The organism is Escherichia sp. 93.1518 (genome assembly GCF_013368915.2).
In the GTDB taxonomy this organism is placed as follows: Bacteria; Pseudomonadota; Gammaproteobacteria; order Enterobacterales; family Enterobacteriaceae; genus Escherichia; species Escherichia ruysiae.
On record NZ_JABWMT020000042.1, the window covers coordinates 1 to 23,975 of the forward strand.

At 46.8% G+C, this 23,975-nt stretch carries 36 protein-coding genes and 3 pseudogenes; 25 read left to right on the forward strand and 14 right to left on the reverse strand.

Going from position 1 to position 23,975, the window contains the following annotated elements; genetic code table 11:
- Positions 1 to 353 precede the first annotated feature (353 nt).
- Positions 354 to 1,385, reverse strand: a complete 1,032-nt coding sequence (gene rsmC, locus HEN21_RS20440; protein ID WP_001272354.1) for a 16S rRNA (guanine(1207)-N(2))-methyltransferase RsmC — start codon at positions 1,383 to 1,385, stop codon at positions 354 to 356.
- A 102-nt stretch (positions 1,386 to 1,487) separates the two neighbouring features.
- On the opposite strand from rsmC, the gene holD reads away from it, so the two are divergent.
- From holD to HEN21_RS20460, 5 genes and pseudogenes are all read left to right on the forward strand, one after another.
- Positions 1,488 to 1,901 (forward strand): DNA polymerase III subunit psi, encoded by a 414-nt coding sequence (gene holD / locus HEN21_RS20445; protein ID WP_176252097.1) that lies wholly within the window; start codon positions 1,488 to 1,490, stop codon positions 1,899 to 1,901.
- A complete protein-coding gene (gene rimI / locus HEN21_RS20450) occupies positions 1,870 to 2,316 on the forward strand; it encodes a ribosomal protein S18-alanine N-acetyltransferase (protein ID WP_001092448.1) in 447 nt (148 codons plus the stop codon). Before holD ends, rimI begins: the two co-directional genes overlap by 32 nt.
- 14 nt (positions 2,317 to 2,330) lie before the next feature.
- Entirely contained in the window at positions 2,331 to 3,008 is a 678-nt protein-coding gene (gene yjjG, locus HEN21_RS20455; RefSeq protein ID WP_021550151.1) for a pyrimidine 5'-nucleotidase, read from the forward strand.
- A 90-nt stretch (positions 3,009 to 3,098) separates the two neighbouring features.
- Positions 3,099 to 3,167 (forward strand): annotated as a pseudogene (locus HEN21_RS23480) (hypothetical protein); the annotation flags it as partial.
- Positions 3,168 to 3,392: 225 nt separating this feature from the next.
- The gene (locus tag HEN21_RS20460; protein ID WP_176252098.1) at positions 3,393 to 4,616 is read left to right on the forward strand and encodes a tyrosine-type recombinase/integrase; all 1,224 of its coding nucleotides are present in this window, start codon (positions 3,393 to 3,395) and stop codon (positions 4,614 to 4,616) included.
- Positions 4,617 to 4,787: 171 nt separating this feature from the next.
- Here the strand turns inward: HEN21_RS20460 and HEN21_RS20465 are convergent, their stop codons facing one another.
- The 7 genes from HEN21_RS20465 to HEN21_RS20495 all read right to left on the reverse strand — a co-directional run bounded on the left by HEN21_RS20465 (position 4,788) and on the right by HEN21_RS20495 (position 10,991).
- The gene (locus HEN21_RS20465; RefSeq protein ID WP_032361255.1) at positions 4,788 to 6,335 is read right to left on the reverse strand and encodes a hypothetical protein; all 1,548 of its coding nucleotides are present in this window, start codon (positions 6,333 to 6,335) and stop codon (positions 4,788 to 4,790) included.
- 426 nt (positions 6,336 to 6,761) lie between these two features.
- Entirely contained in the window at positions 6,762 to 7,382 is a 621-nt protein-coding gene (locus HEN21_RS23485; protein WP_041124190.1) for a DUF551 domain-containing protein, read from the reverse strand.
- Entirely contained in the window at positions 7,382 to 7,744 is a 363-nt protein-coding gene (locus HEN21_RS20475; RefSeq protein ID WP_001404194.1) for a hypothetical protein, read from the reverse strand. Before HEN21_RS20475 ends, HEN21_RS23485 begins: the two co-directional genes overlap by 1 nt.
- Positions 7,735 to 8,271, reverse strand: coding sequence for a 5'-deoxynucleotidase (gene yfdR, locus HEN21_RS20480; RefSeq protein ID WP_001401560.1), 537 nt, complete (start codon positions 8,269 to 8,271; stop codon positions 7,735 to 7,737). Before yfdR ends, HEN21_RS20475 begins: the two co-directional genes overlap by 10 nt.
- 127 nt (positions 8,272 to 8,398) lie before the next feature.
- On the reverse strand, positions 8,399 to 9,223 hold the full coding sequence (locus HEN21_RS20485) for a YfdQ family protein (protein ID WP_074473703.1): 825 nt from the start codon (positions 9,221 to 9,223) through the stop codon (positions 8,399 to 8,401).
- 65 nt (positions 9,224 to 9,288) lie between these two features.
- Positions 9,289 to 9,651, reverse strand: coding sequence for a protein YfdP (gene yfdP / locus HEN21_RS20490; protein WP_176252410.1), 363 nt, complete (start codon positions 9,649 to 9,651; stop codon positions 9,289 to 9,291).
- Positions 9,652 to 10,316: 665 nt separating this feature from the next.
- Positions 10,317 to 10,991 (reverse strand): LexA family protein, encoded by a 675-nt coding sequence (locus tag HEN21_RS20495; RefSeq protein ID WP_000859461.1) that lies wholly within the window; start codon positions 10,989 to 10,991, stop codon positions 10,317 to 10,319.
- A 90-nt stretch (positions 10,992 to 11,081) separates the two neighbouring features.
- Between HEN21_RS20495 and HEN21_RS20500 the strand changes: the two genes are divergently transcribed.
- From HEN21_RS20500 to HEN21_RS20555, 13 genes and pseudogenes are all read left to right on the forward strand, one after another.
- A complete protein-coding gene (locus HEN21_RS20500; RefSeq protein ID WP_000649477.1) occupies positions 11,082 to 11,282 on the forward strand; it encodes a YdaS family helix-turn-helix protein in 201 nt (66 codons plus the stop codon).
- Positions 11,283 to 11,325: 43 nt separating this feature from the next.
- The gene (ymfL, locus tag HEN21_RS20505) at positions 11,326 to 11,877 is read left to right on the forward strand and encodes a protein YmfL (RefSeq protein WP_000515867.1); all 552 of its coding nucleotides are present in this window, start codon (positions 11,326 to 11,328) and stop codon (positions 11,875 to 11,877) included.
- Positions 11,878 to 12,022: 145 nt separating this feature from the next.
- Positions 12,023 to 12,202: a DUF4222 domain-containing protein gene (locus HEN21_RS23155; RefSeq protein ID WP_001341559.1), complete on the forward strand. Its 180-nt coding sequence runs from the start codon at positions 12,023 to 12,025 to the stop codon at positions 12,200 to 12,202.
- Entirely contained in the window at positions 12,165 to 12,710 is a 546-nt protein-coding gene (locus tag HEN21_RS23160; RefSeq protein ID WP_187179359.1) for an ash family protein, read from the forward strand. The genes HEN21_RS23155 and HEN21_RS23160 overlap by 38 nt, the downstream gene beginning before the upstream one ends.
- Positions 12,703 to 12,939, forward strand: coding sequence for a hypothetical protein (locus HEN21_RS20515; protein ID WP_000933943.1), 237 nt, complete (start codon positions 12,703 to 12,705; stop codon positions 12,937 to 12,939). The genes HEN21_RS23160 and HEN21_RS20515 overlap by 8 nt, the downstream gene beginning before the upstream one ends.
- Positions 12,936 to 13,754 (forward strand): helix-turn-helix domain-containing protein, encoded by an 819-nt coding sequence (locus HEN21_RS20520; protein ID WP_000061508.1) that lies wholly within the window; start codon positions 12,936 to 12,938, stop codon positions 13,752 to 13,754. The genes HEN21_RS20515 and HEN21_RS20520 overlap by 4 nt, the downstream gene beginning before the upstream one ends.
- 2 nt (positions 13,755 to 13,756) lie before the next feature.
- On the forward strand, positions 13,757 to 14,245 hold the full coding sequence (locus HEN21_RS20525) for a PerC family transcriptional regulator (RefSeq protein ID WP_022296582.1): 489 nt from the start codon (positions 13,757 to 13,759) through the stop codon (positions 14,243 to 14,245).
- Entirely contained in the window at positions 14,245 to 14,898 is a 654-nt protein-coding gene (locus tag HEN21_RS20530; RefSeq protein WP_001522094.1) for a phage N-6-adenine-methyltransferase, read from the forward strand. Before HEN21_RS20525 ends, HEN21_RS20530 begins: the two co-directional genes overlap by 1 nt.
- Positions 14,895 to 15,221: a LexA family protein gene (locus HEN21_RS20535; RefSeq protein WP_000210181.1), complete on the forward strand. Its 327-nt coding sequence runs from the start codon at positions 14,895 to 14,897 to the stop codon at positions 15,219 to 15,221. The genes HEN21_RS20530 and HEN21_RS20535 overlap by 4 nt, the downstream gene beginning before the upstream one ends.
- Positions 15,218 to 15,612 (forward strand): annotated as a pseudogene (locus tag HEN21_RS20540) (RusA family crossover junction endodeoxyribonuclease). Before HEN21_RS20535 ends, HEN21_RS20540 begins: the two are co-directional and overlap by 4 nt.
- Before the next feature lie 162 nt (positions 15,613 to 15,774).
- Positions 15,775 to 16,590 (forward strand): KilA-N domain-containing protein, encoded by an 816-nt coding sequence (locus HEN21_RS20545; RefSeq protein WP_001072669.1) that lies wholly within the window; start codon positions 15,775 to 15,777, stop codon positions 16,588 to 16,590.
- A 7-nt stretch (positions 16,591 to 16,597) separates the two neighbouring features.
- Positions 16,598 to 17,587 (forward strand): DUF968 domain-containing protein, encoded by a 990-nt coding sequence (locus tag HEN21_RS20550; RefSeq protein WP_107164593.1) that lies wholly within the window; start codon positions 16,598 to 16,600, stop codon positions 17,585 to 17,587.
- Positions 17,588 to 17,600: 13 nt separating this feature from the next.
- Positions 17,601 to 18,353 carry an antitermination protein gene (locus HEN21_RS20555; RefSeq protein ID WP_042004283.1) on the forward strand — a complete coding sequence of 251 codons (753 nt, stop codon included), beginning with the start codon at positions 17,601 to 17,603 and terminating at the stop codon, positions 18,351 to 18,353.
- Between the two features lie 271 nt (positions 18,354 to 18,624).
- On the opposite strand, the gene HEN21_RS20560 is transcribed toward HEN21_RS20555, so the two are convergent.
- Both HEN21_RS20560 and cspF read right to left on the reverse strand, forming a co-directional pair.
- Positions 18,625 to 18,714: a hypothetical protein gene (locus HEN21_RS20560; protein WP_122985741.1), complete on the reverse strand. Its 90-nt coding sequence runs from the start codon at positions 18,712 to 18,714 to the stop codon at positions 18,625 to 18,627.
- Between the two features lie 54 nt (positions 18,715 to 18,768).
- Positions 18,769 to 18,981, reverse strand: a complete 213-nt coding sequence (gene cspF, locus HEN21_RS20565; protein ID WP_000087756.1) for a cold shock-like protein CspF — start codon at positions 18,979 to 18,981, stop codon at positions 18,769 to 18,771.
- A gap of 300 nt (positions 18,982 to 19,281) precedes the next feature.
- Between cspF and cspB the strand changes: the two genes are divergently transcribed.
- Positions 19,282 to 19,497 carry a cold shock-like protein CspB gene (gene cspB / locus HEN21_RS20570; protein ID WP_000066482.1) on the forward strand — a complete coding sequence of 72 codons (216 nt, stop codon included), beginning with the start codon at positions 19,282 to 19,284 and terminating at the stop codon, positions 19,495 to 19,497.
- Positions 19,498 to 19,860: 363 nt separating this feature from the next.
- Here cspB and ynfU read toward each other — a convergent pair whose 3' ends face one another.
- A complete protein-coding gene (gene ynfU, locus HEN21_RS23165; protein WP_001405948.1) occupies positions 19,861 to 20,031 on the reverse strand; it encodes a putative zinc-binding protein YnfU in 171 nt (56 codons plus the stop codon).
- Between the two features lie 218 nt (positions 20,032 to 20,249).
- On the opposite strand from ynfU, the gene HEN21_RS20575 reads away from it, so the two are divergent.
- The 6 genes from HEN21_RS20575 to HEN21_RS20600 all read left to right on the forward strand — a co-directional run bounded on the left by HEN21_RS20575 (position 20,250) and on the right by HEN21_RS20600 (position 22,704).
- Positions 20,250 to 20,465, forward strand: coding sequence for a class II holin family protein (locus HEN21_RS20575; RefSeq protein WP_000839581.1), 216 nt, complete (start codon positions 20,250 to 20,252; stop codon positions 20,463 to 20,465).
- A gap of 4 nt (positions 20,466 to 20,469) precedes the next feature.
- Positions 20,470 to 20,784: a YdfR family protein gene (locus HEN21_RS20580; protein WP_042004065.1), complete on the forward strand. Its 315-nt coding sequence runs from the start codon at positions 20,470 to 20,472 to the stop codon at positions 20,782 to 20,784.
- Positions 20,785 to 20,839: 55 nt separating this feature from the next.
- Positions 20,840 to 21,373 (forward strand): lysozyme, encoded by a 534-nt coding sequence (locus tag HEN21_RS20585; RefSeq protein WP_096851877.1) that lies wholly within the window; start codon positions 20,840 to 20,842, stop codon positions 21,371 to 21,373.
- The gene (locus HEN21_RS20590) at positions 21,370 to 21,837 is read left to right on the forward strand and encodes a lysis protein (protein ID WP_001327248.1); all 468 of its coding nucleotides are present in this window, start codon (positions 21,370 to 21,372) and stop codon (positions 21,835 to 21,837) included. The genes HEN21_RS20585 and HEN21_RS20590 overlap by 4 nt, the downstream gene beginning before the upstream one ends.
- On the forward strand, positions 21,825 to 21,977 hold the full coding sequence (locus HEN21_RS20595; protein ID WP_176252412.1) for a hypothetical protein: 153 nt from the start codon (positions 21,825 to 21,827) through the stop codon (positions 21,975 to 21,977). Before HEN21_RS20590 ends, HEN21_RS20595 begins: the two co-directional genes overlap by 13 nt.
- A gap of 202 nt (positions 21,978 to 22,179) precedes the next feature.
- Complete coding sequence (locus HEN21_RS20600; protein ID WP_001059339.1) at positions 22,180 to 22,704, forward strand: Rha family transcriptional regulator; 525 nt, start codon at positions 22,180 to 22,182, stop codon at positions 22,702 to 22,704.
- 303 nt (positions 22,705 to 23,007) lie between these two features.
- Here HEN21_RS20600 and HEN21_RS20605 read toward each other — a convergent pair whose 3' ends face one another.
- The 3 genes and pseudogenes from HEN21_RS20605 to HEN21_RS22885 form a co-directional block, all read right to left on the reverse strand.
- The gene (locus HEN21_RS20605) at positions 23,008 to 23,418 is read right to left on the reverse strand and encodes a DUF1398 domain-containing protein (protein ID WP_001537735.1); all 411 of its coding nucleotides are present in this window, start codon (positions 23,416 to 23,418) and stop codon (positions 23,008 to 23,010) included.
- 57 nt (positions 23,419 to 23,475) lie between these two features.
- Complete coding sequence (locus HEN21_RS20610) at positions 23,476 to 23,709, reverse strand: YlcI/YnfO family protein (RefSeq protein WP_001309326.1); 234 nt, start codon at positions 23,707 to 23,709, stop codon at positions 23,476 to 23,478.
- Between the two features lie 15 nt (positions 23,710 to 23,724).
- Positions 23,725 to 23,975 (reverse strand): annotated as a pseudogene (locus HEN21_RS22885) (hypothetical protein); the annotation flags it as partial.

Sequence of the window (23,975 nt, forward strand, 5' to 3'; positions counted from 1 at the left end):
GTAAGGACACTAACACCTGAAGCTAGCGCGTCTACCAATTCCGCCACCTTCGCATACCATCAATTCTTAAAAAGAATTGCTACCACGGAGGCGCATTCTAGTGGTTTTCAGCTTTTCGTCAATAGTTAATTATCGCCTGATGCGTAATTGCTGGAAAAATGGTCATCAGGAGGCTAACGTGCAGGTTTTGTATGTCGGATAAGGCGTTCACGCCGCATCCGATATGGCATGTGGCAATGGATGCCAGATGCGACGCTGGTGCGTCTTATCTGGCCTACAAAGGGCTAACGAGCAGGTTTGGTAGGTTGGATAAGGCGTTCACGCCGCATCCAACAAGGCTTGCGGCGAGAGACTTAACCTTTCTTCGCCTGGCGGGTCATAATGGCGCGATACACCTTGAAGCGTCCGGTTTGCGCAATGACTTCGTGGAAGCCAAATGTCTCATCCAGCACGTCCGGATAAGGCAGGAAGGCGTTCGCTACAATTCGCAACTCGCCGCCGCTATTAAGATGACGCACCGCACCGCGAATCAGCGTTTGTGCTGCATCCAGGCTGGTTTGCATCCCATCGTGGAACGGTGGGTTGGAGATGATCATATCAAAACGACCTTTCACCTCGGAAAAGACGTTGCTGGCAAAGACTTCACCTTCAACACCGTTGGCCGCAAGTGTTGCGCGGCTGGCTTCTACCGCTGGCGCAGAGACATCGCACAGAGTGAGACGAATTTTCGGCGAATGGCGCGCAAAGGCAACTGAAAGCACACCCGCGCCACAGCCGACATCCAGCACTTTACCTTTCGTGTGCGGAGTTAACGTCGAGAGTAGCAACTGGCTACCGACATCCAGACCGTCGCGGCTAAACACGCCTGGCAGCGTTTTGACCGTCAGGCCATCGACGCTGTATTCGCCCCAGAATTTATCGGCATCAAACACCGGCTGTTTTTCCAGACGACCAAAATAGAGACCACAGCGACGGGCGCTGTCGACTTTATTCAACGGCGCATAATCTGCCAGCATTTGCTCGGCGCTGCGCACGCCGCTGCGGTTTTCGCCAACGACGAAAATATCTGTCCCCACCGGCAGCAGAGAAAGTAAATTCATCAACTGGAACTGGGCTTCCGGTTTGTTCTTCGGCCAGTAGTAAATCAGCGTATCGCAATCTGCGACATCATCCGCCGTGGCGACCAGACTAAAACGGGCGTTATCACCCATCTGGCGGCTTAAAACCTGCCAGTGGTGGAATTGCTGGGTATGAGCACGACTGGTCGCGGTATCTAAACGCGCGGGCAGGTCATCCTGTAAGTCACCGGCAAACAGAATACGGCTTTGTTCGAAATCATCACTGTGGCGCAGCAAGACTTCACTTGCCGGGGTAAATGCAGACATGGAATGCTCCTCAATTGATACTGGCGGCGATTATAGCCATATGTTGGCGCGGTATCGACGAATTTGCTATATTTGCGCTCCTGACAACAGGAGCGATTCGCTATGACATCCCGACGAGACTGGCAGTTACAGCAACTGGGTATTACCCAGTGGTCGCTGCGTCGCCCTGGCGCGTTGCAGGGAGAGGTAGCCATTGCGATCCCCGCACACGTTCGTCTGGTGATGGTGGCAAACGATCTTCCCGCCCTGACCGATCCTCTGGTGAGCGACGTTCTGCGCGCATTAACCGTCAGCCCTGATCAAGTGCTGCAACTGACGCCAGAAAAAATCGCGATGTTGCCGCAAAGCAGTCGCTGCAATAGTTGGCGGTTGGGCACTGATGAACCGCTATCACTGGAAGGCGCTCAGGTGGCATCACCGGCGCTCACCGAATTACGGGCAAACCCAACGGCACGCGCCGCGTTATGGCAACAAATTTGCACATATGAACACGATTTCTTCCCTCGAAACGACTGATTTACCAGCGGCTTTCCACATTGAACAACGCGCCCACGCCTTTCCGTGGAGTGAGAAAACCTTTGCCAGCAACCAGGGCGAACGCTATCTCAACTTTCAGTTGACGCAAGACGGCAAAATGGCGGCGTTTGCGATTACGCAAGTGGTGCTGGATGAAGCTACATTGTTCAATATTGCGGTCGATCCTGACTATCAGCGCCAGGGACTGGGAAGGGCGCTGCTGGAACATCTGATCGACGAACTGGAAAAACGCGGCGTGGCGACGCTATGGCTGGAAGTCCGCGCTTCTAACGCTGCCGCCATTGCCCTGTACGAAAGTTTAGGCTTTAACGAGGCGACGATTCGCCGCAATTACTACCCCACCACGGACGGTCGCGAAGACGCCATCATCATGGCGTTGCCAATCAGTATGTAAGACAAGGTGGAATAATGAAGTGGGACTGGATTTTCTTTGATGCCGATGAAACGCTGTTTACCTTTGACTCATTCACCGGCCTGCAGCGGATGTTTCTTGATTACAGCGTCACCTTTACCGCTGAAGATTTTCAGGACTATCAGGCCGTTAACAAGCCACTGTGGGTGGATTATCAAAACGGCGCGATCACTTCATTACAGCTCCAGCACGGGCGTTTTGAGAGCTGGGCCGAACGGCTGAACGTCGAGCCGGGTAAACTCAACGAGGCCTTCATTAATGCGATGGCGGAAATCTGTACGCCGCTGCCGGGGGCGGTTTCCCTGCTTAACGCCATTCGCGGCAACGCCAAAATCGGCATCATCACCAACGGCTTTAGCGCCTTGCAGCAGGTGCGTCTGGAACGCACGGGGCTGCGTGATTATTTCGATTTGCTGGTGATTTCCGAAGAAGTTGGCGTTGCCAAACCGAATAAGAAAATTTTTGATTATGCGCTGGAACAGGCGGGCAATCCTGACCGTTCACGCGTGCTGATGGTTGGCGACACCGCTGAGTCCGATATTCTCGGTGGCATCAATGCCGGGCTTGCGACCTGCTGGCTGAATGCACACCATCGCGAGCAACCAGAAGGCATCGCGCCCACCTGGATCGTTTCTTCGTTGCACGAACTGGAGCAGCTCCTGTGTAAACACTGATTGCCTCCCCCCCGTTGATGGGTAAAATAGCCGCAATTTTTCGTTTTCAACAAGCGCGGCGCGATGCCGCTTACTCAAGAAGAAAGAATTATGACGTTGTCTCCTTATTTGCAAGAGGTGGCGAAGCGCCGCACTTTTGCCATTATTTCTCACCCCAATAATTAAGCCCAAATTAAAGCTCTTTTACTCTTTCAAAATCCTTTCAGTTAATTGAGTTTTGGTCATATAAATCATTTAAATACATATATTTGTGTGACTTTTTAATTGAAGATTCTTTCATGTAACTTTAAATCGATCAGGTTGCTTTCATCAAAAATCTGTACATATGCTTGTACATAATGTACAAAGCAGCAGAGGTGTTTTGCGATTTGTACAAGGTGAGTAATGGCGCTGTCTGATGCGTGGTTGCGTTCAGTCGTTGGAAAGGAACGTGATAAGGTTTTGGTTAAATCCGATCGTGATGGTCTGTCTGTCAGAGTATCACCGAAAGGTCGCGTAGTGTTCCAATATCGTTATCAATGGGCAGGGAAAGGTGAGCGTCTTGATATCGGAACTTACCCGGCAACTGGATTAAAAGAGGCCAGAGAAGAAGTTATCCGTCTCCGTGGTGAACTCGAGTCAAACCGTAATCCACGATTGGTCAAGCAGGCTGAAAAACGAAAAGCTACTGAAGCCATGACGGTAGAGTCTGTGATCCGTGCCTGGTATGAAGCATATTGTGTAAAAAATAAAAAGGGTTCTGAACAGATACTCCGCTCGTTTGAGTTGCACCTGTTCTCTAAAATCGGGAATGTCCCTCACGATGCAGCTACATTGCATGATTGGTTAGAAGTCCTGGAGCCTCTTAGCACTAAGGCTCCAGCAATAGCAGACCGATTACTAATTAACGCAAAGCAGGCTCATGTCTGGGCGTATAAGAGAAAGCTCATTGAAACTCGCCCGCTGTCGGATATCACGGGTAAAGATATGGATATCCGTAAAGGTCAGAAGAAACGGTTTCTGACACATGATGAAATTAAAATCCTTTATGCTGCGATCGATGGTTCTCGAATGGTTCCTAAATACCGGGCCTTCATTAAACTATTGCTGCATTTTGGCTGCCGTAGTTCAGAGCTAATTACCGCCAGGGTGGACGATTTTGATTTCATTAATAAGGTATGGACTGTACCACCAGAACGACATAAGACTGGGGAGATAACAGGCGAACCGCTAAAGCGACCCATTATTGAACCGGTTGAAGAGCTTATAAAGTACGCTATCTCTATGAACAATGGTTCCGATATGCTTTTTACTAAGGAAGGAAGCAGGGAACCCGTTGGTCGGACATCATTGCAGTCGCTGCCTTACAATTTAATGCAGTACGCATGGCGGCGTTTGGGGTATCAATTCCCTCATTGGTCTCTTCATGATTTGAGACGAACAGCACGAACAAACTTTTCTGATCTTACTGAGCCTCATATTGCAGAAATAATGCTAGGTCATAAACTGCCAGGGGTATGGCAAGTTTATGATAAGAGCGATTATCTAGAAGAACAGCTTAAAGCCTACCAGGCATGGTGGGAGAGAGTTGAATCGATTGTTACTTGTACTAACTCATGCTCCAATTGATACAGTATGCCCAGCCAGTATGTAATCAAATTTGGCAGCCTGCTTTGAGCGTAAAGCGAGAGCTGCCATTATTCTTATATTTGAACGCTATACGATTAACTTTTTGACTGATAGATCAACTGGGTTCAGGATACCACCTGCAATATAAGCAGGTGATGGATAAATATATCATTATTGGTCAGGATATTTTGATAGTTCAACTTCAAAAGTTGAATTTTTGTTTTTTAGAACATGATCAACACCTTTATAAAGTTGCCGTAATTTATTTACTGCATTTATATCAATGGAAGCAGGGGAGAATGCTCGGATAAGATTGTTGAAGATTTCCTTGGAGTAAGCAGATTTCTTCTTTTTATCAAGAGAGTCCATTCTTTTAATAATGATTTCTAAAAGATATGTCTTTTGATTGTTATGCATTTTTTCTGAAGTAATAATCAGATACATCATTTCCCCCAAGGTTTTAGAGGCAAAGAACTCTGGAGATTGCTCTTTCTCTTCTGTTGTCCAGTTATCATAATTGAGGTGTTCTGTTGCTCCTGCCCATATATTACAACGGCTGATTAGCTCATATATTAAATAATCAAATCGCATGGGGAACTCTCTATTTACATCTATGCTGCTAGATTTTTCATAGCTCTCAAGTATTTCCTTTAGGAAACAACGATAATACATGAGCCACATATTGTCTTTTGAGCGTTTGAATATTGCTGTAGATACCATAACATCGAAAAACGTCAATCCAACGAAGATTGGGCATTCCCAACGCTCATCACTACTTGAATAGTAATTATCTGGATGATTGTAAAAGCAAGAACTCCCTTTTTGTTTTTTTATGTAGCTAATGACATAATCACCCACAGGTTTCCATATTTCTAAATCTATCGCCATGCGAATATCATTTAAATAAAAATTAAGCAAGGCATTACTTTCGTCGAGTGCATACTCCCCTGTATATGAACGATTTTGGTTGTCTCGTAACTCCCTATACATAATGCTGTTTGGGTTAGATATTAAATACGTAAAGAAATTTGTATTATACTCACAATTATATCTAAGCTGTAAGCAGGTGGCCTTCATAGCTACGTGAGGGTAAGTATCAATTAGATAATGTGAAAAAACCTTTGATTTCAGAAGATTGGATATATTTAATTGAATATCATTTTGTCTTTTGTCTTCATAAGGGAAAAACTTTGACAGAAATCTCCTGACTTTTTTGAATCGTAATTTTTTTACCTTCTCTTCATCCATTTCAATGGGAGATAATGAAGGGGCTAAGTAATTATGTACGCGAACATACCATTTTTTATTGCTGATTATATTGAATAGCTGCTCGTGATATTTATCAAAAAGATATCCTAGTTGTTCTATTTTTTTTGCGCGCAGATATGTTTCTGAAACACTGATCCAACAGGTAAGGTTTGCTTTTGGTAGTATTTTGCCCTGTACTTTAATTCCAAAAAATATAATTATGATACAAAGACAAGTAAAAGCCAATGTATCTTCGTTAAAACCGAGTATCCAAGGGATCGGTTTTATCGGGAAAACACTTAGCAAAACCTTAGAATATATAACTGTTAATATTGTTGATATAAAAAAGATAATGAATACTAAATTAAATTTAGATATGCGTAACCTTAAATCAACACGTCTCTCATCCGTTAAGAGAGTATACCAAGCAATAAGTATGGCGAAGACTGCTAGTAAACCATTGGCACCCATTATCACCTCTGAATAAGCTACATTTAGACATTCATAAAAAACTTTAATACTATGTACTTATTGTAACAAATTCTGGGTGTTTTCATCAGAATTATCTGCATCATCCTGCACCATTAATTTTGGTGCTTCGCTGGTGGTATTTGCAACATCTACTTCAGGCACAGAGTAGACAGTCTGATTAGGTTTAGCTCTGTGCCATAGATGTGTTAACTCACATCTGAACGAATACGTATTACTCAATAACTCCCGCAAACCTGTATATCTTGCGTGATGCCCATTTATTTGGGCAGGATTTAATATCAGGATCTGGGAAGTCAGGCCTGTATTTCTGGCCAGTTCTCCTGTTTACGCTGTTCCAGCGAAGAACTGTCGATACTGAAACGCCACAGAAATCAGCGACTTGTTTAGTTGTCATTAAGTTGTTCATTACTTCACCTCCTGCGGCGGCTCCGGTAGCGGCATCCAGTGGGTTACTTTCGATGCCGGTTCTTCCCCATTGTCAGTAACTGCCCACCATTTGTTTCTCGAACAATCGTAATACCCTTCGAAGGTATCGCACTCAGTCCAGCCGTAAGACTTACCCCAACACCAAACATACTGTTTATCGTTCGGCATTCGCTCACTACAGCTTATCCAACCATCCGGAGTTACCGGAGAGTTGCCCGACAGCTTGTTCAACTTGTAAGTCTGGCTTACAGGTTTGGCACCATGAAGCATGGTGGCGCGGCAGGCGTTCCAGCCTTCATCAAAACCGACTATGCCATTATTTAAAGACGGACGAGCATCTGGCACCACCAGTACTGGCTTGGCTATATATAGCGGCTGAACATACCAGCCCTTTGATAACCAACTGTCAGCAATGTTTTTGCTCCTGGTTATTGCCGGAATACCTAAGCCATTGTCTGAATGCAGCCATGCCACCGGCTCCTCTTCCAGCGATGCCAGAGCAATTTCATAAGCACGGCGCTCAATATCGTCTCGAACCTCTAGGCTGCTGATTCGTTCTTTGATTTCTTTAATCAGTTCTTTATTGGTAAATGTGGTCATTATGCTCCAGCCTCCGGCGCTTTGGGTATTACTGCCCAGTGAGTGATATTGAAGTTTTCAAGGTCCCCGACCTGAAATGTCCACTGCCATTCTCCGGTTTCTTTTTGTCCCCAGGTGTACCAGAGAGAACGCCAGCCAATCAGCCAGCCTTCTCCGTTAGCATCAAATAACAGAACACTTTCATTTGCTGGTGGCAGTTCAGCTGACACTGGTATTATTTTGTTTTCCAGTGCCGCACATTTAGCTTCAAGCGCGTCGAATTTACGTACCAGGTACTCAGCATTTGTTTCGTTCACTTTCAGATCTCGCGGTACACATTTCCCGCGAAGAAACCCTTCCATTTCGAAAACATTCATGCGCATTTGCGTAACTCCGATAACTCGTTAAAACGTTCCATAAACATCCCGTAGGCATGGCCAGGTGCCAGTGGAATCACGTTGAACATCTCTGTTGCTGGGATGCCTTCCAGTACAGGCCAGAAAGAGCCATCATCAAGCCCGAGATCGCGGCGTTCGGTTGCCAGCATGATAAGATCGGCATATTTCACGGGCGTACTCATAACTGGGGGTAACCCGTATTTCTCACGGATTACGGCATCTATTTTTTCTTCCATCCGTTTATAGTCAGGAAGAAGGCGTTTCAGTGGCGCGGGAATGTCCTGACAATACGCTTCTGTTGCATCATGCATTAACGCTTCAAAAGCAAATTCCTGCGGTACCAGCTGGCTGCAAAGCACCGCATGTTGGGCGACGCTGTAGAAGTGTGAAAGATGTCCTGCAAAGCGACAGATATTTGAAAGGGAAACCGCGATATCGTTAATAACGATGTCATCTTTATTTATCTTGTCATAATAAAAATGCTTCCCGGAAAAAGTTTTAATAAATGACATTTTGTTCTCCACGTATATGCGCTGCACCGCGCTGAATTTGGGTAAAAGGAAGCCCTCACCATCCGGTGATTATTGAGTTAATTACGTTTCCATAAATGCCCCCGCAGGGGCATTTGCAGTAATGAAATCAGGCGGTGAAAGTACCAATAAAGGTTTCTACTTTGCTGTCTTTGAATTTCTCAACAAGCAGATCACGAAATTCGTTAGCCATATCTTCCTGCACCGCTTCCAGCTGAATAATGCGCAGAACCAGTACAGGACGATCGCCAGTGATAATGCTGAGGCGTAATTTAAACGGACGTTCTTTCAGACCTTCAAACGGAACGCATTTAAATTCAAATGCCACTGGCATAATGTCTTTGGTCTTCGCTTCGACAGATTCCATCAGGGAGCGTTTGCCGCTGAAGTCATTATCTTCAAAATCAGCGGTCTGGTTTGCTTCAATCGTGATTTTACGGATTGCCGCAGCCGCTTTTGTTGCCTGAATGGCGTCACCATTAGCATCAAAGCCCACAAGGTAATCGGCCCAGTCTTCAATCCATTCTGCCAGTGACTTCTGGGAGTTACGCTCGCCGTTAACAGACAACAGTGCAGAGAACGGTGCTGTCTTTTTCAGTTTGAGAGTGGCGGTGTTATCTGCGTGACCTGGTTCATTAATAGTACCCAGGTTAAGCACACTGACGGCACGCATATTATCAGCATCGATAAAGCAGCGGGTGCCTTCATCTGCAAGATCTTTAGAATAACGGGTAAAGTCATCGATGCTGGCAGTGGAAAGCGCACCACGGAAACGGAAGCGATTTAAATTAAATTTTTCCAGATCATGAATGCGGAAATTCTCAGGCAATGCTACAGCATCAGCACCAATCTTACTGATAATTTCATTAACACCCTGAGCAGAAATAAGGGCATGGATTTGATTAATTGCGGTTGCGTCTAAGTTCTGAGACATAATAAGTCCTCACTATATTAAGATATTCAGTGATGAGATAAATAATCAGTTAATTAAGAACGATATTAATGACCTGCTGCGCGGAGTTTTCCGTCAGGATCACCGGCAAGAGTCAGTAATTGTCCCTGGTCTTCCTGCAGAATAGTCAGGCGACCACCGCGATTGACATACATCGGCGTTTCGGTGGTGTCTTCTTCGGAAATTTTCCCGCAGTTAGTCGGGCGAACATATGAGAGTTTGTGTTTGATTTTCACACGGTTCTCATCAAACGGTTCGATTTCCAGGTTGAGCGAGACCTTACCTTTGGTTTTCGTGTTCATCACACCGGAAGCGACTTCACTGAGAACTGCGCCGATTTTGGTTTCAAATACGCCGCCGTCCAGCTCCCCAATAAATGCCTGCACATCAGTACTGCGTTCGCTAGCCATTTTGCTGCTCCTCATCATATCGACCCTGCAAGGTCGGTTGGTTTCTCCACAAAACAGAGAAGAACACCTGCGGTGGCAGCCGCCCGGATGGATTGGGTTATGAGCCCGTCGTCCGGTGATGCTCTTCTCTGTTTTGTAAAAAGAGCGGTACCAGCCGGAAGCAAGGGTACAAACTGGTACCGCCAAAGCAGTGGCTGTTGTGGTGGGGTTGTCACTCAGGCGTATGGTCAACCTGACAATCCGGTGTCCTCAACGGGGAAAGAGTAACCCCGCCATACTTACCGCCGCGCCATTTCGCGGATTACCACAACGCTGAGAGCACTTAGCCAGTTACGGCACCACACTTTGTCGCGGCTCCATAAATGCCCTCATCGTTGCCCCTGGTCTCTTCCCAGGCGTCAAACCGAATCGCCACGCTGGTTAGGCGTCTTATCAGCATCATCATTGACTTGCACATTCCGGCTACCTGGTTTGTTTGCCCGAGCAAGGAGTGGATTGTCCCCTTTAACGTCCCCAGACCGCTAATGACGCATGTGCCATACGCCGTGTTACAACCAAATTTTGTTTAATCTTGCCTGTGTTGTGTTTCTTTTAGATACATTATGTATCCCAAGGGTACATTGTCAAGTATAAAAAAACCTGCCGAAGCAGGTTATAAATATTGATTAGGCCTTTATTATGTATCTTCTTGGTTTTCCTGAGAAAATCACTGTACCAATTATAGAGCAATTACCGTTGATCTTAATGTAAGGTTCAGGCCAGTTTGGGTTTAATGCTTTGAGGTAACGCTGTGTTCCATCTTCTATCAACCGCTTGAAGGTGGTTTCGCCTGTATCGTGCATCAATGCAATAACGTCGTCACCGTGGCAGGCAGGGACTTCAGGATCAACAAAAATCATGTCTCCCGGGCGGTACTCATCAATCATTGAATCACCAATCACCCGCAAGATATAAGTCATTTCGCCACAGGGTACAGGGCAGGGGTAAGTTTCTGCTGTGCTCAAATCAACCTCAGAATAGCCAACTTCTTTCCATGCTCCGGCCTGTACCCATGATATGACAGGGACTAACGTTATTTGTTTGTTAGTGATTGAAACATCAGGTTTTTTTGTGATGTTCGTGGTCTGGTGTTCTTGATCAAGCCATCCGACAGGCAGGTCGAAACATTTTTCGATGTGCCGCGCCATGCTGTCACCGATATTTTTAGTAGCACCATCTCCCATAAACCTGCTGGTCTGGGTTGGCTCGCGATCAATCATGGTGGCAAAGGAAGAATTCCCGCCAACACCATCTCTCAGTTTTCTGGCGTTAGACCGCCGGATGTCATGGACTGTTTTCATAAAGAAATTAAAACCTTTGTACCGATAAGGTACAAGTATCTTGAAGGTTCATCTCAATCATGTAATATGTATACCGGAGGTACATATTGTATGAAAGCGTATTGGGACTCTTTAACCAAAGAACAGCAGGGCGAGTTGGCCGGAAAAGTTGGCTCAACACCTGGCTACTTACGGCTGGTTTTCAATGGCTATAAAAAAGCCAGTTTTGTGCTGGCTAAAAAACTTGAGCAATGCACGTCAGGTGCAATTACGAAATCTGACTTAAGACCGGATATCTATCCGAAAGATTAACAGAACACCTTCAATTTTTAACCACAGAACGATGAGGCTAACCGTGGGTAAGCATCACTGGAAAGTAGAAAAACAGCCTGAGTGGTACGTGAAAGCTGTCAGAAAAACTATCGCGGCGTTGCCGGGGGGTTACGCTGAAGCTGCTGAGTGGCTGGATGTAACAGAGAACGCTTTATTCAACCGCCTTCGTGCAGATGGCGATCAGATTTTCCCGCTGGGATGGGCAATGGTTTTACAGCGCGCGGCTGGCACTCACTACATTGCGGATGCTGTCGCACAGTCTGCTGGTGGGGTGTTTGTATCGCTTCCTGAAATTGAGGAAGTAGAGAACGCCGATATAAACCAGCGCCTGCTGGAAGTCATCGAACAGATCGGGAATTACTCAAAGCAGATTCGTTCGGCAATCGAAGATGGGGTCGTGGAGCCACACGAGCAGACAGCAATTAATGATGAGTTGTATCTGTCAATTTCGAAGCTCCAGGAGCATGCAGCACTGGTCTACAAAATCTTCTGCGCTCCAGAAAAGAGTGACGCCCGCGAGTGTGCAGCTCCGGGCGTCGTGGCGTTTTGTGTCTGTGGAGAAACTAACGCATGAACAGTTTAACGGCAAATAACCGTTTGTCGCAACAGCTGGTGGTCAGTGTCGCTGAACACCTGTTGTTACGGCATGAATGCAGATTACCAAATCACCTGGCTGTAAGTAACCACAGAGAACTTTACCTGACTGTGTGGGGCGAGTTGTGCAGGAACTTAACCGCTGGTTTCGTGACGGAAGAGGGCTTTATGTCCATGTTATTCGTTGGGAGCCAGAAACACAGCGCGTTATCTATCTTCGCAAAGACTACCCGCATGAGTGCTTTAGTCCTTTGTGGAAATTCAGGCGTGATTTTGTTGAGTGTGAAGGACCACCAGCACATTGATTCTGCCATTCCGGGACGTTACACTGTTCAGGCACCTTATAAAGCGGGTGCCGGGATTGGCGTCCTGGAAATGTTATCGGCGATATATGACGCGCCAGCGTCTTTTTTATCGTCTGCGTCTGCGCACACCCAAATTATGGTGGGCTGGACGGGGGCACCGAAAGGTGCGCCGGTTTCCGATAACGCCGGTTACGCCAACCCCGTTCAGTTCACCACCAGCGAAATTGGCGTTTCCGGTGGTGAAGGTAATTCACTGTTATCGGAGGCTGCCATCATGGCTACTGTCCCAGCCCTCACTCGTCTGAATGATGAAGACTTACATAAACTCAGTTATGTAACAACTGCACTACGTGCTCTGCGCAAGGTAACTCTTTCGGATCCGCAGGCGCATCAGGTTCTGGTAGAAACCCTTCTTAACTTGCAGGCTGAACGTATCCGTTTGGCGGATAAGGCTAATTTTCATATTCACCGTCTCCTGAATATCAGCGGAGGGCATCGTCATGCTTAATCCGTTGATCCTCAATATTTGCCGTTTGCTTCAGCGTAAAAAAACATCAATTCCTACAGTTGGGCAGTGGTACACCACGCCTGCAGGGCATGTTCTACGTGTTAGCCTGGTTGACCGTGAATGTCAGAAGGTGGTTTGTGAACCGCTGGGCCGTAATTACCGCGTCAGTATGCCGCTTATAGCCTTTCGCTCTGGAAAAAACATGAAGCATCTCGGAGGTGCAGCATGAGTATGGAGCTGATGGTTAAAGCGATGAAAATTCGAGTGGGTAATCCATTGCGAAAACTGGTTCTGATCAAGCTGGCTGATAATGCCAGCGATCAGGGTGAGTGCTGGCCCAGCTACCAGCATATTGCTGACCAGTGCGAGATTAGCAAACGTTCTGTGATGAATCATATTGCGGCCCTTTGTGAGTCCGGGCTGGTAAAAAAAGTCACCCGGAAAGGTGAAAAAGGTAACTCAAGTAATATCTATCTCCTTCATCTGGATGGTGCAGGAGATTCACTAGGGGGTAGTGCAAATAATTCACTATCTGGTGCAGCAAATTCACCAGGTAGTGCAGGAGTTGCACCAGGGGGTGGTGCAGGAGATTCACCCAGAACCAGTCACTCTTTTGAACCAGTCAAAGAACCAGTCAATGAACCAATAGCTGTTGGTGCATCTGCTGATGAGTCTGTGCGAGTTCGTTCAAACCGACCGGAATACTCTCCGGAGTTTGAGCAGGCATGGCTGGCATACCCCAAACGTGCTGGTGGCAATTCAAAATCTGCAGCTTTCAAAGCCTGGAAAGCCCGTTTGAATGAGGGGGTAAAACCCGAAACCATGCTGGAAGGTGTGAAACGCTACGCGGGCTGGGTATCTGCGATGGGTAACAGCGGCACACAATTTGTGAAACAGGCTGTCACGTTCTTTGGTCCGGATCGTCATTTCGAAGAATCCTGGGAAGTTCCTGCGGTATCTGCAGCCAGACGCGAGGACCCGTACTTCAAAGCCAGTTACGACAACGTGGACTACAGCCAGATCCCGGCAGGATTCAGGGGGTAATCATGAGTCTTTTGAATGAAGTTCAGAAATTCATTGAAGCCCATCCGGGGTGTACTTCCGGAGACATTGCAGATGCTTTTGCAGGTTACTCACGGCAGCGCGTTCTGCAGTCAGCAAGCAAGTTACGTCAGAGTGGGCGTGTGGCTCACCGTTGTGAAGGAGATACACGCAGACATTTCCCGCGCCTGACTGAGAGAGCGCAGGAGCCGGAACCACAACCAGTTCGTGAAACCAGACCTGTGCGCAATTTCTATGTCGGCACTAACGATCCCCGGGTAATTTTGTGCCTGACCCGCCAGGCTGAAGAACTGGAGTCCAGGGGCTTATACCGTCGTGCTGCAACCGTGTGGATGGCGGCATTCCGTGAAAGCCACTCCCAGTCAGAACGAAACAATTTTCTGGCGCGCCGTGAGCGGTGCTTACGGAAAAGCAGCAAGCGCGCTGCATCGGGTGAAGAGTGGTATCTGTCAGGGAATTACGTGGGGGCTTAATGAGTAATAAATATTGCCAGGCGCTGGTGGAGCTGCGGAACAAACCAGCCCATGAACTGAAGGAAGTGGGCGATCAGTGGCGCACGCCGGACAACATTTTCTGGGGAATTAACACCCTGTTTGGCCCGTTTGTTCTGGATCTGTTCACTGACGGTGATAACACCAAATGTGCTGCGTATTACACGGCGGAAGACAACGCGCTGGCGCATGACTGGTCAGAACGTCTTGCGGAGCTTAAAGGTGCTGCCTTTGGTAATCCCCCATACAGCCGCGCCAGTCAGCATGAGGGGCAATACATCACAGGCATGCGTTACATCATGAAGCATGCCAGTGCCATGCGTGATAAAGGTGGGCGCTATGTTTTCCTGATCAAAGCTGCCACCAGCGAAGTGTGGTGGCCGGAAGATGCAGATCATATTGCTTTTATTCGCGGGCGTATTGGTTTTGAACTGCCTGCCTGGTTTATCCCGAAAGATGAGAAGCAGGTGCCGACAGGCGCTTTCTTCGCTGGTGCTATTGCTGTTTTCGACAAGACCTGGAAGGGACCGGCAATCAGCTACATCGGGCGCGATGAACTTGAGGCATGTGGTGAGGCGTTTCTGGCGCAGGTTCGCCAGCAGGCGGAAAAACTGGTCAGGGAGATGGCGGCATGACGACGTTAACTCAATGCCAGCAGCAGGTGCTGGATATGCTGATTTCTTATCAGAAAGAACGTGGCTTCCCGCCAACCAATCAGGAGGTGGCAACCATGCTGGGATACCGTTCAGTGAATGCAGCGGTGGAGCATCTTCGCGCACTGGAGAAAAAAGGCGTCATCACGATAAAGCGTGGTGTGGCCCGGGGGATCACGCTTCATACCGTGGTGAAGGACGACGACAGCGAGGCGGTCGGGATTATCCGCTCACTGCTTGCCGGTGAGGAAAACGCCAGGCTGCGTGCAGCCCACTGGTTACATGAGAGGGGCCTGAAAGTATGAAGCTGATCCTACCTTTTCCGCCCAGCGTGAACACGTACTGGCGACACCCCAACAAAGGGGCGTTTGCTGGTAAGAGCCTGATAAGCGCGGCGGGGCGAAAATTCCAGAGCGCGGCGTGTGCAGCAATAGTTGAGCAGTTACGTCGTCTGCCGAAACCAACGTCGGCACCTGCTTCAGTGGAGATCGTGTTGTTTCCTCCGGATAACCGGATCCGCGATCTGGACAACTATAACAAGGCGCTGTTTGACGCCCTGACCCACGCGGGTGTGTGGGAAGACGACAGTCAGGTGAAAAGAATGCTGGTGGAGTGGGGACCGGTTATCCCGGAGGGAAGGTCGAGATCACTATCAGTAAGTACGAAAAAGCGAGTTGCAAATTAGCAACTCGGTAACGGAATTGAGCAACACCCTAAATTTGGGTATTACCTCGTTAAAGATACTGTATTTATGAACAGTGTATCCTTGATAACTATTAAAAATCGCAGTAAGTTCATCCTGCATCAACGAAAAGGGAGTGCAGTCCCGCTCGTGGATAAAAATTTGTGGAGAAACCAATGAATCAGTTGCTTGTAATTGATGGCGTTTCTGTGCGCCAGTACTTCGAATCTAACTACTGTCTTAACGACCTTCAGAAAGCAGCTCTTCTTGCCGCTGGTGAGAATCGCTCCTCCCGTTCGCTGGAAGTTCACGAGTTTATGCGTCGTCCTGAAACGAAGGCTCTTGTGGAATTATTGGAAGAAGAAACTACGGGAGATTCCCGTAGTATTCCTGTCATCACCATTCAGGGGCGCAATGGTGGGACGTATGTCTGTAAAGAGCTGGTCTATGCATATGCAATGTGGATCAGCCCGGCATTCAGCTTAAAAGTGATACGTACTTTTGATGCGCTTCATAATTCATCACCAGAAGAAACCACATCCGACAAAATTAAATCCGGGGTCATTCTGCTTGAATCAGCAGCAAAGACTCTAAATCTGTCAAACTCCTCGAAACTTGGTGCATACCAGAAATTATCAAAGGTAGCTGGTCTTCCTGAACTTATGCCGATCTATGCCATTGATGCACCTGCTGATGCGCCAGATGGTTCAAGCCGCCCTACGCTGTCGCTGAGTGCACTGCTGAAGCAGTATGGTATCCGCCTGACGGCTAATCAGGCATATCACCAGATGGCGAAGCTGGGGATCGTTGAACAACGCGAACGATACAGCCGTACCGCGATTAACAACATCAAAAAATTCTGGTCGCTGACCGCGAAAGGCTGCATGTTCGGCAAGAACATCACCAGTCCTGCAAATCCGCGCGAGACGCAGCCGCATTTCTTCGAATCCCGATTCCCTGAGCTGTTAAAGCTGCTCGATACCGTTCATTGAGGTGACCGTGAGAGCACTACTGACCCCTGAAATTGCCCCGCGTATGGGGATCGTATTGTTCAGACCAGGTTCAGAGCTGATGCCCTTGTTTATGCAGGGGCGTGTCCTGCTGGAGCCTGAGCCGGAACGTTATTCATCTTTCGCCAGTGGTGCCGTTCCGGCGGCATCACAACCGCTGGCGGATGATCCTGCCGTTCGGGCCGTGTTCCGCAATGAGGCAGTGATCCGTCGTGCTGGTGGCGTGGAATGTCTTGAAAGCTGGTTACTTCGTGAAAAAGGCTGCCAGTGGCCTCATTCCGACTGGCACAGCGAGAACATGACAACAATGCGACACGCTCCGGGCGCAATCCGTCTGTGCTGGCACTGCGATAACCAGCTGCGCGATCAGTTCACGGAACGGCTGGAATCAATGGCAACGGATAACTGTGCCCGCTGGGTGTTGTCTGTTGTGCGTCGGGATCTCGGTTTTGATGACAGTCATGTTGTGACAATGCCGGAACTGTGCTGGTGGCTGATTCGTAATGATCTGGCGGATGCCTTACCGGAAAGTGCAGCCCGTAAGGCACTGAGATTACCGAAGCCTGTTGTGCCGTCTGTTACCCGGGAAAGTGACCTTGTGCCTTCGGTTCCTGCCACCAGCATCATCCAGGATAAGGCGAAAAAGGTGCTGGCGCTGAAAGTGGATCCGGAGTCGCCGGAGTCTTTTATGTTACGCCCAAAACGTCACCGCTGGGTTAATGAAAAGTACACGCGCTGGGTTAAGACGCAGCCGTGCGCATGTTGTGGAAAACCTGCTGATGATCCCCACCACCTGATAGGCCACGGTCAGGGGGGAATGGGTACAAAAGCGCATGACCTTTTTGTGTTGCCTTTGTGCAGAAAGCATCACGACGAGCTGCATGCGGATACCGTGGCATTTGAAGAGAAGTATGGCTCCCAGCTGGAGCTGATATTTCGTTTTATCGATCGTGTGCTGGCAATAGGCGTACTGGCGTAAGTGGAGAACGAGCATGAACCTTGAAGCCTTACCAAAATATTACTCCCCAAAATCTCCAAAATTGAGTGATGACGCACCGGCGACAGGCTCTGGTGGTTTAACGATTACGGATGTGATGGCTGCGCAGGGGATGGTGCAGTCGAAAGCACCGCTTGGGTTTGCCTTATTCCTGGCAAAAGTTGGTGTTCAGGATCCTCAGTTTGCGATTGAAGGTCTGCTCAATTACGCGATGGCACTGGATAACCCGACATTGAATAAATTGAGTGAAGAAACCCGGCTACAGATTATTCCTTACCTTGTGAATTTTGCCTTTGCTGATTATTCCAGGTCTGCGGCAAGTAAGGCTCGTTGTGAGCATTGTGCTGGTACTGGATTTCATAATGTATTGCGCGAAGTGGTGAAACACTCCAGAAGCGGGGAATCTGTTATCAAAGAAGAGTGGGTGAAGGAACTATGTCAGCATTGCCATGGTAAGGGAGAAGTCAGCACAGCGTGCAGAGGGTGTAAGGGTAAAGGTATTGTCCTGGATGAAAAAAGGACCCGGCTTCATGGCACACCTGTTTATAAGATTTGTGGGCGTTGCAATGGAAAACGGTTTAGTCGTTTACCAACCACACTGGCGCGGCATCATGTCCAGAAGCTGGTACCGGACCTGACTGATTATCAGTGGTACAAAGGATATGCAGATGTCATTGATAAACTGGTTACAAAGTGCTGGCAGGAAGAAGCATATGCTGAGGTGCAATTAAGAAAAGTGACGAGATAAATGATTTTCGCCGAAGATGGCGACGTAATGCTTGCATTTTTCAAAAAATATGGATAAAATTTTTTCAACGATGGGCTTTATATACCCGACGTTAAGAAAAAGTAGAAAACCCGCTGATGAGCGGGTTTTTGTGCTTTAAATAGGGTAATAGAGATGTTGAATCTCATTCCGGGATTCATGTTTGTTTACTTATTATTTATCGGGTGACTTTGCCTGATGTTTAAAATGTTTTCTTCCAGTACTATGTCCCTAGATACAATGAGTCTGCATATTACATTATTAGCAGAGCTATTACGGTCAAAGTACAGCATAAGCTTTTAAAGCCAATCAACCAGTCATCAAGACAGACGGGGTTATTCATGAAAACTCTCCATGTTTGATTCGATGGGGCCTGAAATTAAAGCTTTAATATAGCTCATGAAAGGTAAACATTGGCAGCTGAAGGGCCACGCAGACCATTTATCCGGCAAAATTCCACGCGTAATCCGGTGGTAATTTCTTCTGCATCGCGGAGATTGAGCGCTGAAACATGAAGCTGGACATCGATACGACCATCGGATGGGGTGATAAGACCCTTGCCGCTTTTGCCGTCAAAGGTTTTGACAATTCCTGTCATTTTACGGGACAAAAAAATTCCTTAATACTGATAACTGGGCGCACTATACACACGTTCCTGAAGAAAGCTATAGTTTTTTGATGGGGTTGAAGATGGCTGGATGTCTAAAATAAACATTGCTTCATATGTTCAACTATGCGTTAATGATTGCGTCGGTTTGAAGAACAGACGATATACGAAGTAGTTTACTAAAGCAGTTCTCATTTCAGGTGTTATTCACTTATTCCTTCTTTGAGTCTCTCCAATTAAGTACGAAGTCGTTTCTGTTATACAAGCCATTTATGCCGAAAGGCTCAAGTTAAGGAATGTAGAATGTCAAATAAAATGACTGGTTTAGTAAAATGGTTTAACGCTGATAAAGGTTTTGGCTTTATTTCTCCTGTTGATGGTAGTAAAGATGTGTTTGTGCATTTTTCTGCGATTCAGAATGATAATTTTCGAACCTTATTTGAAGGTCAAAAGGTTACCTTCTCTGTAGAGAGTGGTGCTAAAGGTCCTGCAGCAGCAAATGTCATAATTACTGATTAAAATTCATAGTTTGTCTGTATACGATAACGAAGAAGGCTGATGCCTGAGTGGAGATACAGACAGAGTGGTGAATATTGGATCTCTTTAATAAATAGTAAGGAGGTCCAATACATGAAACAATGGCCAGCATATTTGGCAATAACTTAATCAGGAAAAGTATGCTAACCATTGTGGTGAAGTGCAGGTTTGCTGCATGAATAGTTTTACAGCAGAAGCTAACTGCTGGCATAGCAAAACAAAGTGCGTAAGTGGATGACTCCCACAAAAAGTACCACAATATTAAACCCGCTCAGGCGGGTTTTTTATTATCTGCTTTAAATATGTTATTAAAATATAAAAAATACTTGTTACGAATAAAATCAATCAAGCTACAGCTTTAAGATTTGTCTGGAATACTTTGTTGCAATGAGGGCAGATCAAAAGGGCACCTTTTTGTACTCTTGAAAAACTGTGTTCTGACTCTTGGGTGCAGTTTGGGCAGGAACATTTAACGAGATAATTACGGCGTGATTTTGAGTCTTTACGTTCTGACATAGGCTTTTCCTGTATAAATGGCCGTATACAGTACACTAAATATGAAAACATATCTCGTATTATTATTTAATATATGATTTTCTTTTAAAATAATTACCCATATTTTTAATGTGTCTGTTTTTTAGCGCCGTTGAGAACAACGTTTGCTATAAAAACTACCCCATAGACTCCGATCTTTTCAAACATATTGCACCATCTGTGTACATCGGGGTGAGGATATGAAATCAATGGATAAGTTAACAACAGGTATCGCCTATGGCACATCGGCTGGTAATGCTGGTTTCTGGGCATTGCAGTTACTCGATAAAGTAACTCCGTCACAGTGGGCTGCAATCGGTGTGCTGGGTAGTCTGGTTTTTGGCCTGCTGACGTATCTGACAAACCTTTATTTCAAGATTAAAGAAGACAGGCGTAAGGTTGCGAGAAGAGAGTAATCCAATGACACAAGACTATGAACTGGTTGTGAAAGGAGTCCGCAATTTTGAGAATAAAGTGGCGGTAACTGTAGCCTTACGGGACAAAAAACGCTTTGACGGTGAAATTTTTGACCTGGACATCTCGCTGGACCGTGTTGAAGGTGCCGCGCTTGAGTTTTATGAGGCAGCAGCGAGAAGGAGCATCAGACAGGTCTTCCTGGATGTTGCTGCCGGGTTATGTGAAGGGGACGAGCTGTTGCCAGAAACGCGCCCCTGTTCAGAGGCGCGGTATACCATAAAAATTAACAGTTCTGATAACTCGATTACAGGTTGTTAGCTTTTTGCAGTTGGCTTTCCAGTATCTTTCATTGGTAGCATCCTGATAAATATCCATGAGCGCAAAAATCAAATACGGCCTGTCAGCTGCTGTTCTGGCGCTGATTGCTGCAGGCGCGTCTGCTCCTCAAATACTTGACCAGTTTCTGGATGAAAAAGAGGGTAACCACACTACGGCATACCGCGATGGTTCCGGTATATGGACCATCTGTCGTGGTGCCACAATGGTGGATGGTAAGCCCGTCATACCGGGAATGAAGCTGTCGAAGGAAAAATGCGACCAGGTTAACGCTATTGAACGTGATAAGGCGCTGGCATGGGTGGAGCGCAATATTAAAGTACCACTGACCGAACCACAGAAAGCGGGTATAGCGTCATTCTGTCCCTATAACATTGGCCCCGGTAAGTGTTTCCCGTCGACGTTTTATAAGCAGCTGAATGCCGGTGATCGTAAGGGCGCATGCGAGGCGATTCGCTGGTGGATAAAAGATGGTGGGCGCGATTGCCGCATACGTTCAAATAACTGCTATGGACAGGTTATTCGTCGTGACCAGGAAAGCGCATTAGCCTGTTGGGGGATAGATCAGTGAGCAGAGTCGCAGCGATTATTTATACTCTGGTTATCTGCACCATCGTCTGCCTGTCATGGGCTGTTAATCATTACCGCGATAACGCCATTACCTACAAAGCCCAGCGCGACAAAAATGTCAGAGAACTGAAGCTGGCGAACGCGGCAATTACTGACATGCAGATGCGTCAGCGTGATGTTGCTGCGCTCGATGCAAAATACACGAAGGAGTTAGCTGATGCGAAAGCTGAAAATGATGCTCTTCTGCGGAAGCTTGATAATGGTGGCAGGGTGCTCGTCAAAGGAAAATGCCCTGTGCCATCCTCAGCCGAAACCTCCAGCGCCTCCGGCATGGGCAATGATGCCACCGTCGAACTCTCTCCAGTTGCTGGACGAAACGTTCTCGATATCCGGGACGGAATTATCCGCGACCAAACAGCACTGAGAACGCTTCAGGAATACATTAGGACGCAATGCCTTCGATGATAGCGATAATTTTACTCATCATCCTTCACATCTGGCTCTGTAGACAGAGTGGTGATCACTTCTGGAGTAAATCCAGATTAAACATCTCATTGCTGATGCTTGATATTGAGCATCTGGCGCGCAGTAAGGGGCTGCGTTGAGATAAGAGCCAGTTCATTACAAATACCAGGATTTAGCCTCGCATTCGCGGGGCTTTTTATATCTGAATTTCACAGCGCATCTCACGCGCATATTAACGAGAGCCTTTCAGTAAGCGAGCCTGAGAAATGCCGTTATAGGTGGCGACCTCTCTCGGGCGGCTTTTCTGTGAGACAGGCTCACTTTCTAAAAGGTAAAGACGCTATGAATAATCATTCAGTTATTCCAGCCTTCGACTTCCGAGAAATGGTGCAAGCCAAAAACGGAGAGGTCGTTACCACATCCAGAAAAATTGCCAAGTACTTCGGCAAGCGACACGGTGATGTTCTCAGGAAAATCGAGCAGGTTAAGGCTGATTGCTCGCGTGAGTTTAGCCAACGCAATTTTGCGTCGGCTGATTATATCGATGAGCAGGGCAAGGTTCGCCCGATGTACAGCCTGACGAAAGATGGCTGGATCATGGTTGTGATGGGGTTCACCGGGAAAGCTGCTGCGGCAATCAAGGAGAGCTATATCGCAGCATTCAACTGGATGGCAGAGCAACTGAGCCGCCGCATGGCAATTGGCGAAGAAATGCAGCACCGCTACGCCATCAAAGAAACACGCTCAAAGCTGAAAGGTACGATCGGCAGTCGGTTAATGAACGAACGGAAGAAAGAGAAGCGTGTCCTGGCTGTCGAGCATGAATACATCTTGCAGGTGACACAGCCTGAACTGCTGATTAATTGAAGATGTCATTACAAAGCCTATCTACGGGGGGGCTTGATAATGGCTTATACCCTGCACGGGATAACTTAACTGATATCCCTTTTAACGGATAAAGGTATTCAAGCCTGACACATCATGCGCTGTATCGTCGCCGTATTCCCGCATTAACCATGACCGTAGCCCGACGGGGAATTCCTTCTGCGTGAGTGTGCGGGAATAATCAAAAACGATGCACACCGGGTTATTAACGCGTCAACTGAACGCGGGGTTGCTCTTCATGTCAGCCAGTCCGGTGCAGGGGTAGAAGAAACCGGACGTTATGGTTTAGTGTGGAAACATTTGTGATGTGCTCTGTATGTTTTCAGTAAAGAGTAATGAATTATCAAAGGTATAGTAATATCTTTTTTGTTCGTGGATATTTGTAACCCACCGAAAAACTCCTGCTTTAGCAAGGTTTCTTCTGTATTCCTGAAATGTGATCTCTCTGGATTTCAGCTTATTAGAGGTCGTTTCTATAAGATGCCTATCCTTTGAAAATTTGACAGACACAATGTTTTTTAGGCCCTTTAATAACACTGTATTATCATTTTTTAATACAATATGAACATTCTCTGTGGCTAAATAGTAAATGTAATGTGAGACATTGTGACGTTTTAGCTCAGAATAAAACCATTGATAGTTTAAATCGTTTCGAACTTTATCAAATATTTGTTTAAAAATGACTACCTGATCCATAGATAAACCTTCCATGTGATATGAGGGGGCGTAGTCTGCACGATTATCTAAATTGCTTCAATCTGGTCTGACCTGTTTTCTGAGCAATTCAGTAATGTCACTCTTTTCTTTGTTTGCTTCAGGCGAAACTCTTTTTTCTGAGCACAGTCTCCGGCGGCAGGCTTCAATGACCCAGGCTGAGAAATTCCCGGACCCTTTTTGATCAAGAGCGATGTTAATTTGTTCAATCATTTGGTTAGGAAAGCGGATGTTGCGGGTTGTTGTTCTGCGGGTTCTGTTCTTCGTTGACATGAGGTTGTCCCGTATTCAGTGTCGCTGATTTGTATTGTCTGAAGTTGTTTTTACGTTAAGTTGATGCAGATCAATTAATACGATACCTGCGTCATAATTGATTATTTGACGTGGTTTGATGGCGTAGATGCACGTTGTGACATGCAGATGATAATTATTATCATTTTGCGGGTCCTTTCCGGCGATCCGACAGGTTACGGGGCGGCGACCTCGCGGGTTTTCGCTATTTATGAAAATTTTCCGGTTTAAGGCGTTTCCGTTCTTCT

What these genes read in the sequence shown, in the direction of transcription:
- HEN21_RS20585 (WP_096851877.1), top strand. Translation starts at nt 20,840, where the DNA reads ATGAGCGCAAAAATCAAATACGGCCTGTCAGCTGCTGTTCTGGCGCTG.
- HEN21_RS20500 (WP_000649477.1), top strand. Translation starts at nt 11,082, where the DNA reads ATGAAAGCGTATTGGGACTCTTTAACCAAAGAACAGCAGGGCGAGTTG.
- rimI (WP_001092448.1), top strand. Translation starts at nt 1,870, where the DNA reads ATGAACACGATTTCTTCCCTCGAAACGACTGATTTACCAGCGGCTTTC.
- HEN21_RS20580 (WP_042004065.1), top strand. Translation starts at nt 20,470, where the DNA reads ATGACACAAGACTATGAACTGGTTGTGAAAGGAGTCCGCAATTTTGAG.
- HEN21_RS20560 (WP_122985741.1), bottom strand. Translation starts at nt 18,714, where the DNA reads ATGAATAACCCCGTCTGTCTTGATGACTGGTTGATTGGCTTTAAAAGC.
- HEN21_RS20600 (WP_001059339.1), top strand. Translation starts at nt 22,180, where the DNA reads ATGAATAATCATTCAGTTATTCCAGCCTTCGACTTCCGAGAAATGGTG.
- HEN21_RS20525 (WP_022296582.1), top strand. Translation starts at nt 13,757, where the DNA reads ATGAGTCTTTTGAATGAAGTTCAGAAATTCATTGAAGCCCATCCGGGG.
- HEN21_RS20485 (WP_074473703.1), bottom strand. Translation starts at nt 9,223, where the DNA reads ATGTCTCAGAACTTAGACGCAACCGCAATTAATCAAATCCATGCCCTT.
- HEN21_RS20495 (WP_000859461.1), bottom strand. Translation starts at nt 10,991, where the DNA reads ATGAAAACAGTCCATGACATCCGGCGGTCTAACGCCAGAAAACTGAGA.
- HEN21_RS20545 (WP_001072669.1), top strand. Translation starts at nt 15,775, where the DNA reads ATGAATCAGTTGCTTGTAATTGATGGCGTTTCTGTGCGCCAGTACTTC.
- ynfU (WP_001405948.1), bottom strand. Translation starts at nt 20,031, where the DNA reads ATGTCAGAACGTAAAGACTCAAAATCACGCCGTAATTATCTCGTTAAA.
- HEN21_RS20605 (WP_001537735.1), bottom strand. Translation starts at nt 23,418, where the DNA reads ATGGATCAGGTAGTCATTTTTAAACAAATATTTGATAAAGTTCGAAAC.
- HEN21_RS20515 (WP_000933943.1), top strand. Translation starts at nt 12,703, where the DNA reads ATGCTTAATCCGTTGATCCTCAATATTTGCCGTTTGCTTCAGCGTAAA.
- HEN21_RS23485 (WP_041124190.1), bottom strand. Translation starts at nt 7,382, where the DNA reads ATGACCACATTTACCAATAAAGAACTGATTAAAGAAATCAAAGAACGA.
- cspB (WP_000066482.1), top strand. Translation starts at nt 19,282, where the DNA reads ATGTCAAATAAAATGACTGGTTTAGTAAAATGGTTTAACGCTGATAAA.
- HEN21_RS20520 (WP_000061508.1), top strand. Translation starts at nt 12,936, where the DNA reads ATGAGTATGGAGCTGATGGTTAAAGCGATGAAAATTCGAGTGGGTAAT.
- yfdR (WP_001401560.1), bottom strand. Translation starts at nt 8,271, where the DNA reads ATGTCATTTATTAAAACTTTTTCCGGGAAGCATTTTTATTATGACAAG.
- HEN21_RS20575 (WP_000839581.1), top strand. Translation starts at nt 20,250, where the DNA reads ATGAAATCAATGGATAAGTTAACAACAGGTATCGCCTATGGCACATCG.
- HEN21_RS20610 (WP_001309326.1), bottom strand. Translation starts at nt 23,709, where the DNA reads ATGTCAACGAAGAACAGAACCCGCAGAACAACAACCCGCAACATCCGC.
- HEN21_RS20535 (WP_000210181.1), top strand. Translation starts at nt 14,895, where the DNA reads ATGACGACGTTAACTCAATGCCAGCAGCAGGTGCTGGATATGCTGATT.
- yfdP (WP_176252410.1), bottom strand. Translation starts at nt 9,651, where the DNA reads ATGGCTAGCGAACGCAGTACTGATGTGCAGGCATTTATTGGGGAGCTG.
- holD (WP_176252097.1), top strand. Translation starts at nt 1,488, where the DNA reads ATGACATCCCGACGAGACTGGCAGTTACAGCAACTGGGTATTACCCAG.
- yjjG (WP_021550151.1), top strand. Translation starts at nt 2,331, where the DNA reads ATGAAGTGGGACTGGATTTTCTTTGATGCCGATGAAACGCTGTTTACC.
- rsmC (WP_001272354.1), bottom strand. Translation starts at nt 1,385, where the DNA reads ATGTCTGCATTTACCCCGGCAAGTGAAGTCTTGCTGCGCCACAGTGAT.
- HEN21_RS20555 (WP_042004283.1), top strand. Translation starts at nt 17,601, where the DNA reads ATGAACCTTGAAGCCTTACCAAAATATTACTCCCCAAAATCTCCAAAA.
- HEN21_RS20595 (WP_176252412.1), top strand. Translation starts at nt 21,825, where the DNA reads ATGCCTTCGATGATAGCGATAATTTTACTCATCATCCTTCACATCTGG.
- HEN21_RS20475 (WP_001404194.1), bottom strand. Translation starts at nt 7,744, where the DNA reads ATGCGCATGAATGTTTTCGAAATGGAAGGGTTTCTTCGCGGGAAATGT.
- HEN21_RS20530 (WP_001522094.1), top strand. Translation starts at nt 14,245, where the DNA reads ATGAGTAATAAATATTGCCAGGCGCTGGTGGAGCTGCGGAACAAACCA.
- HEN21_RS20465 (WP_032361255.1), bottom strand. Translation starts at nt 6,335, where the DNA reads ATGGGTGCCAATGGTTTACTAGCAGTCTTCGCCATACTTATTGCTTGG.
- HEN21_RS20460 (WP_176252098.1), top strand. Translation starts at nt 3,393, where the DNA reads ATGGCGCTGTCTGATGCGTGGTTGCGTTCAGTCGTTGGAAAGGAACGT.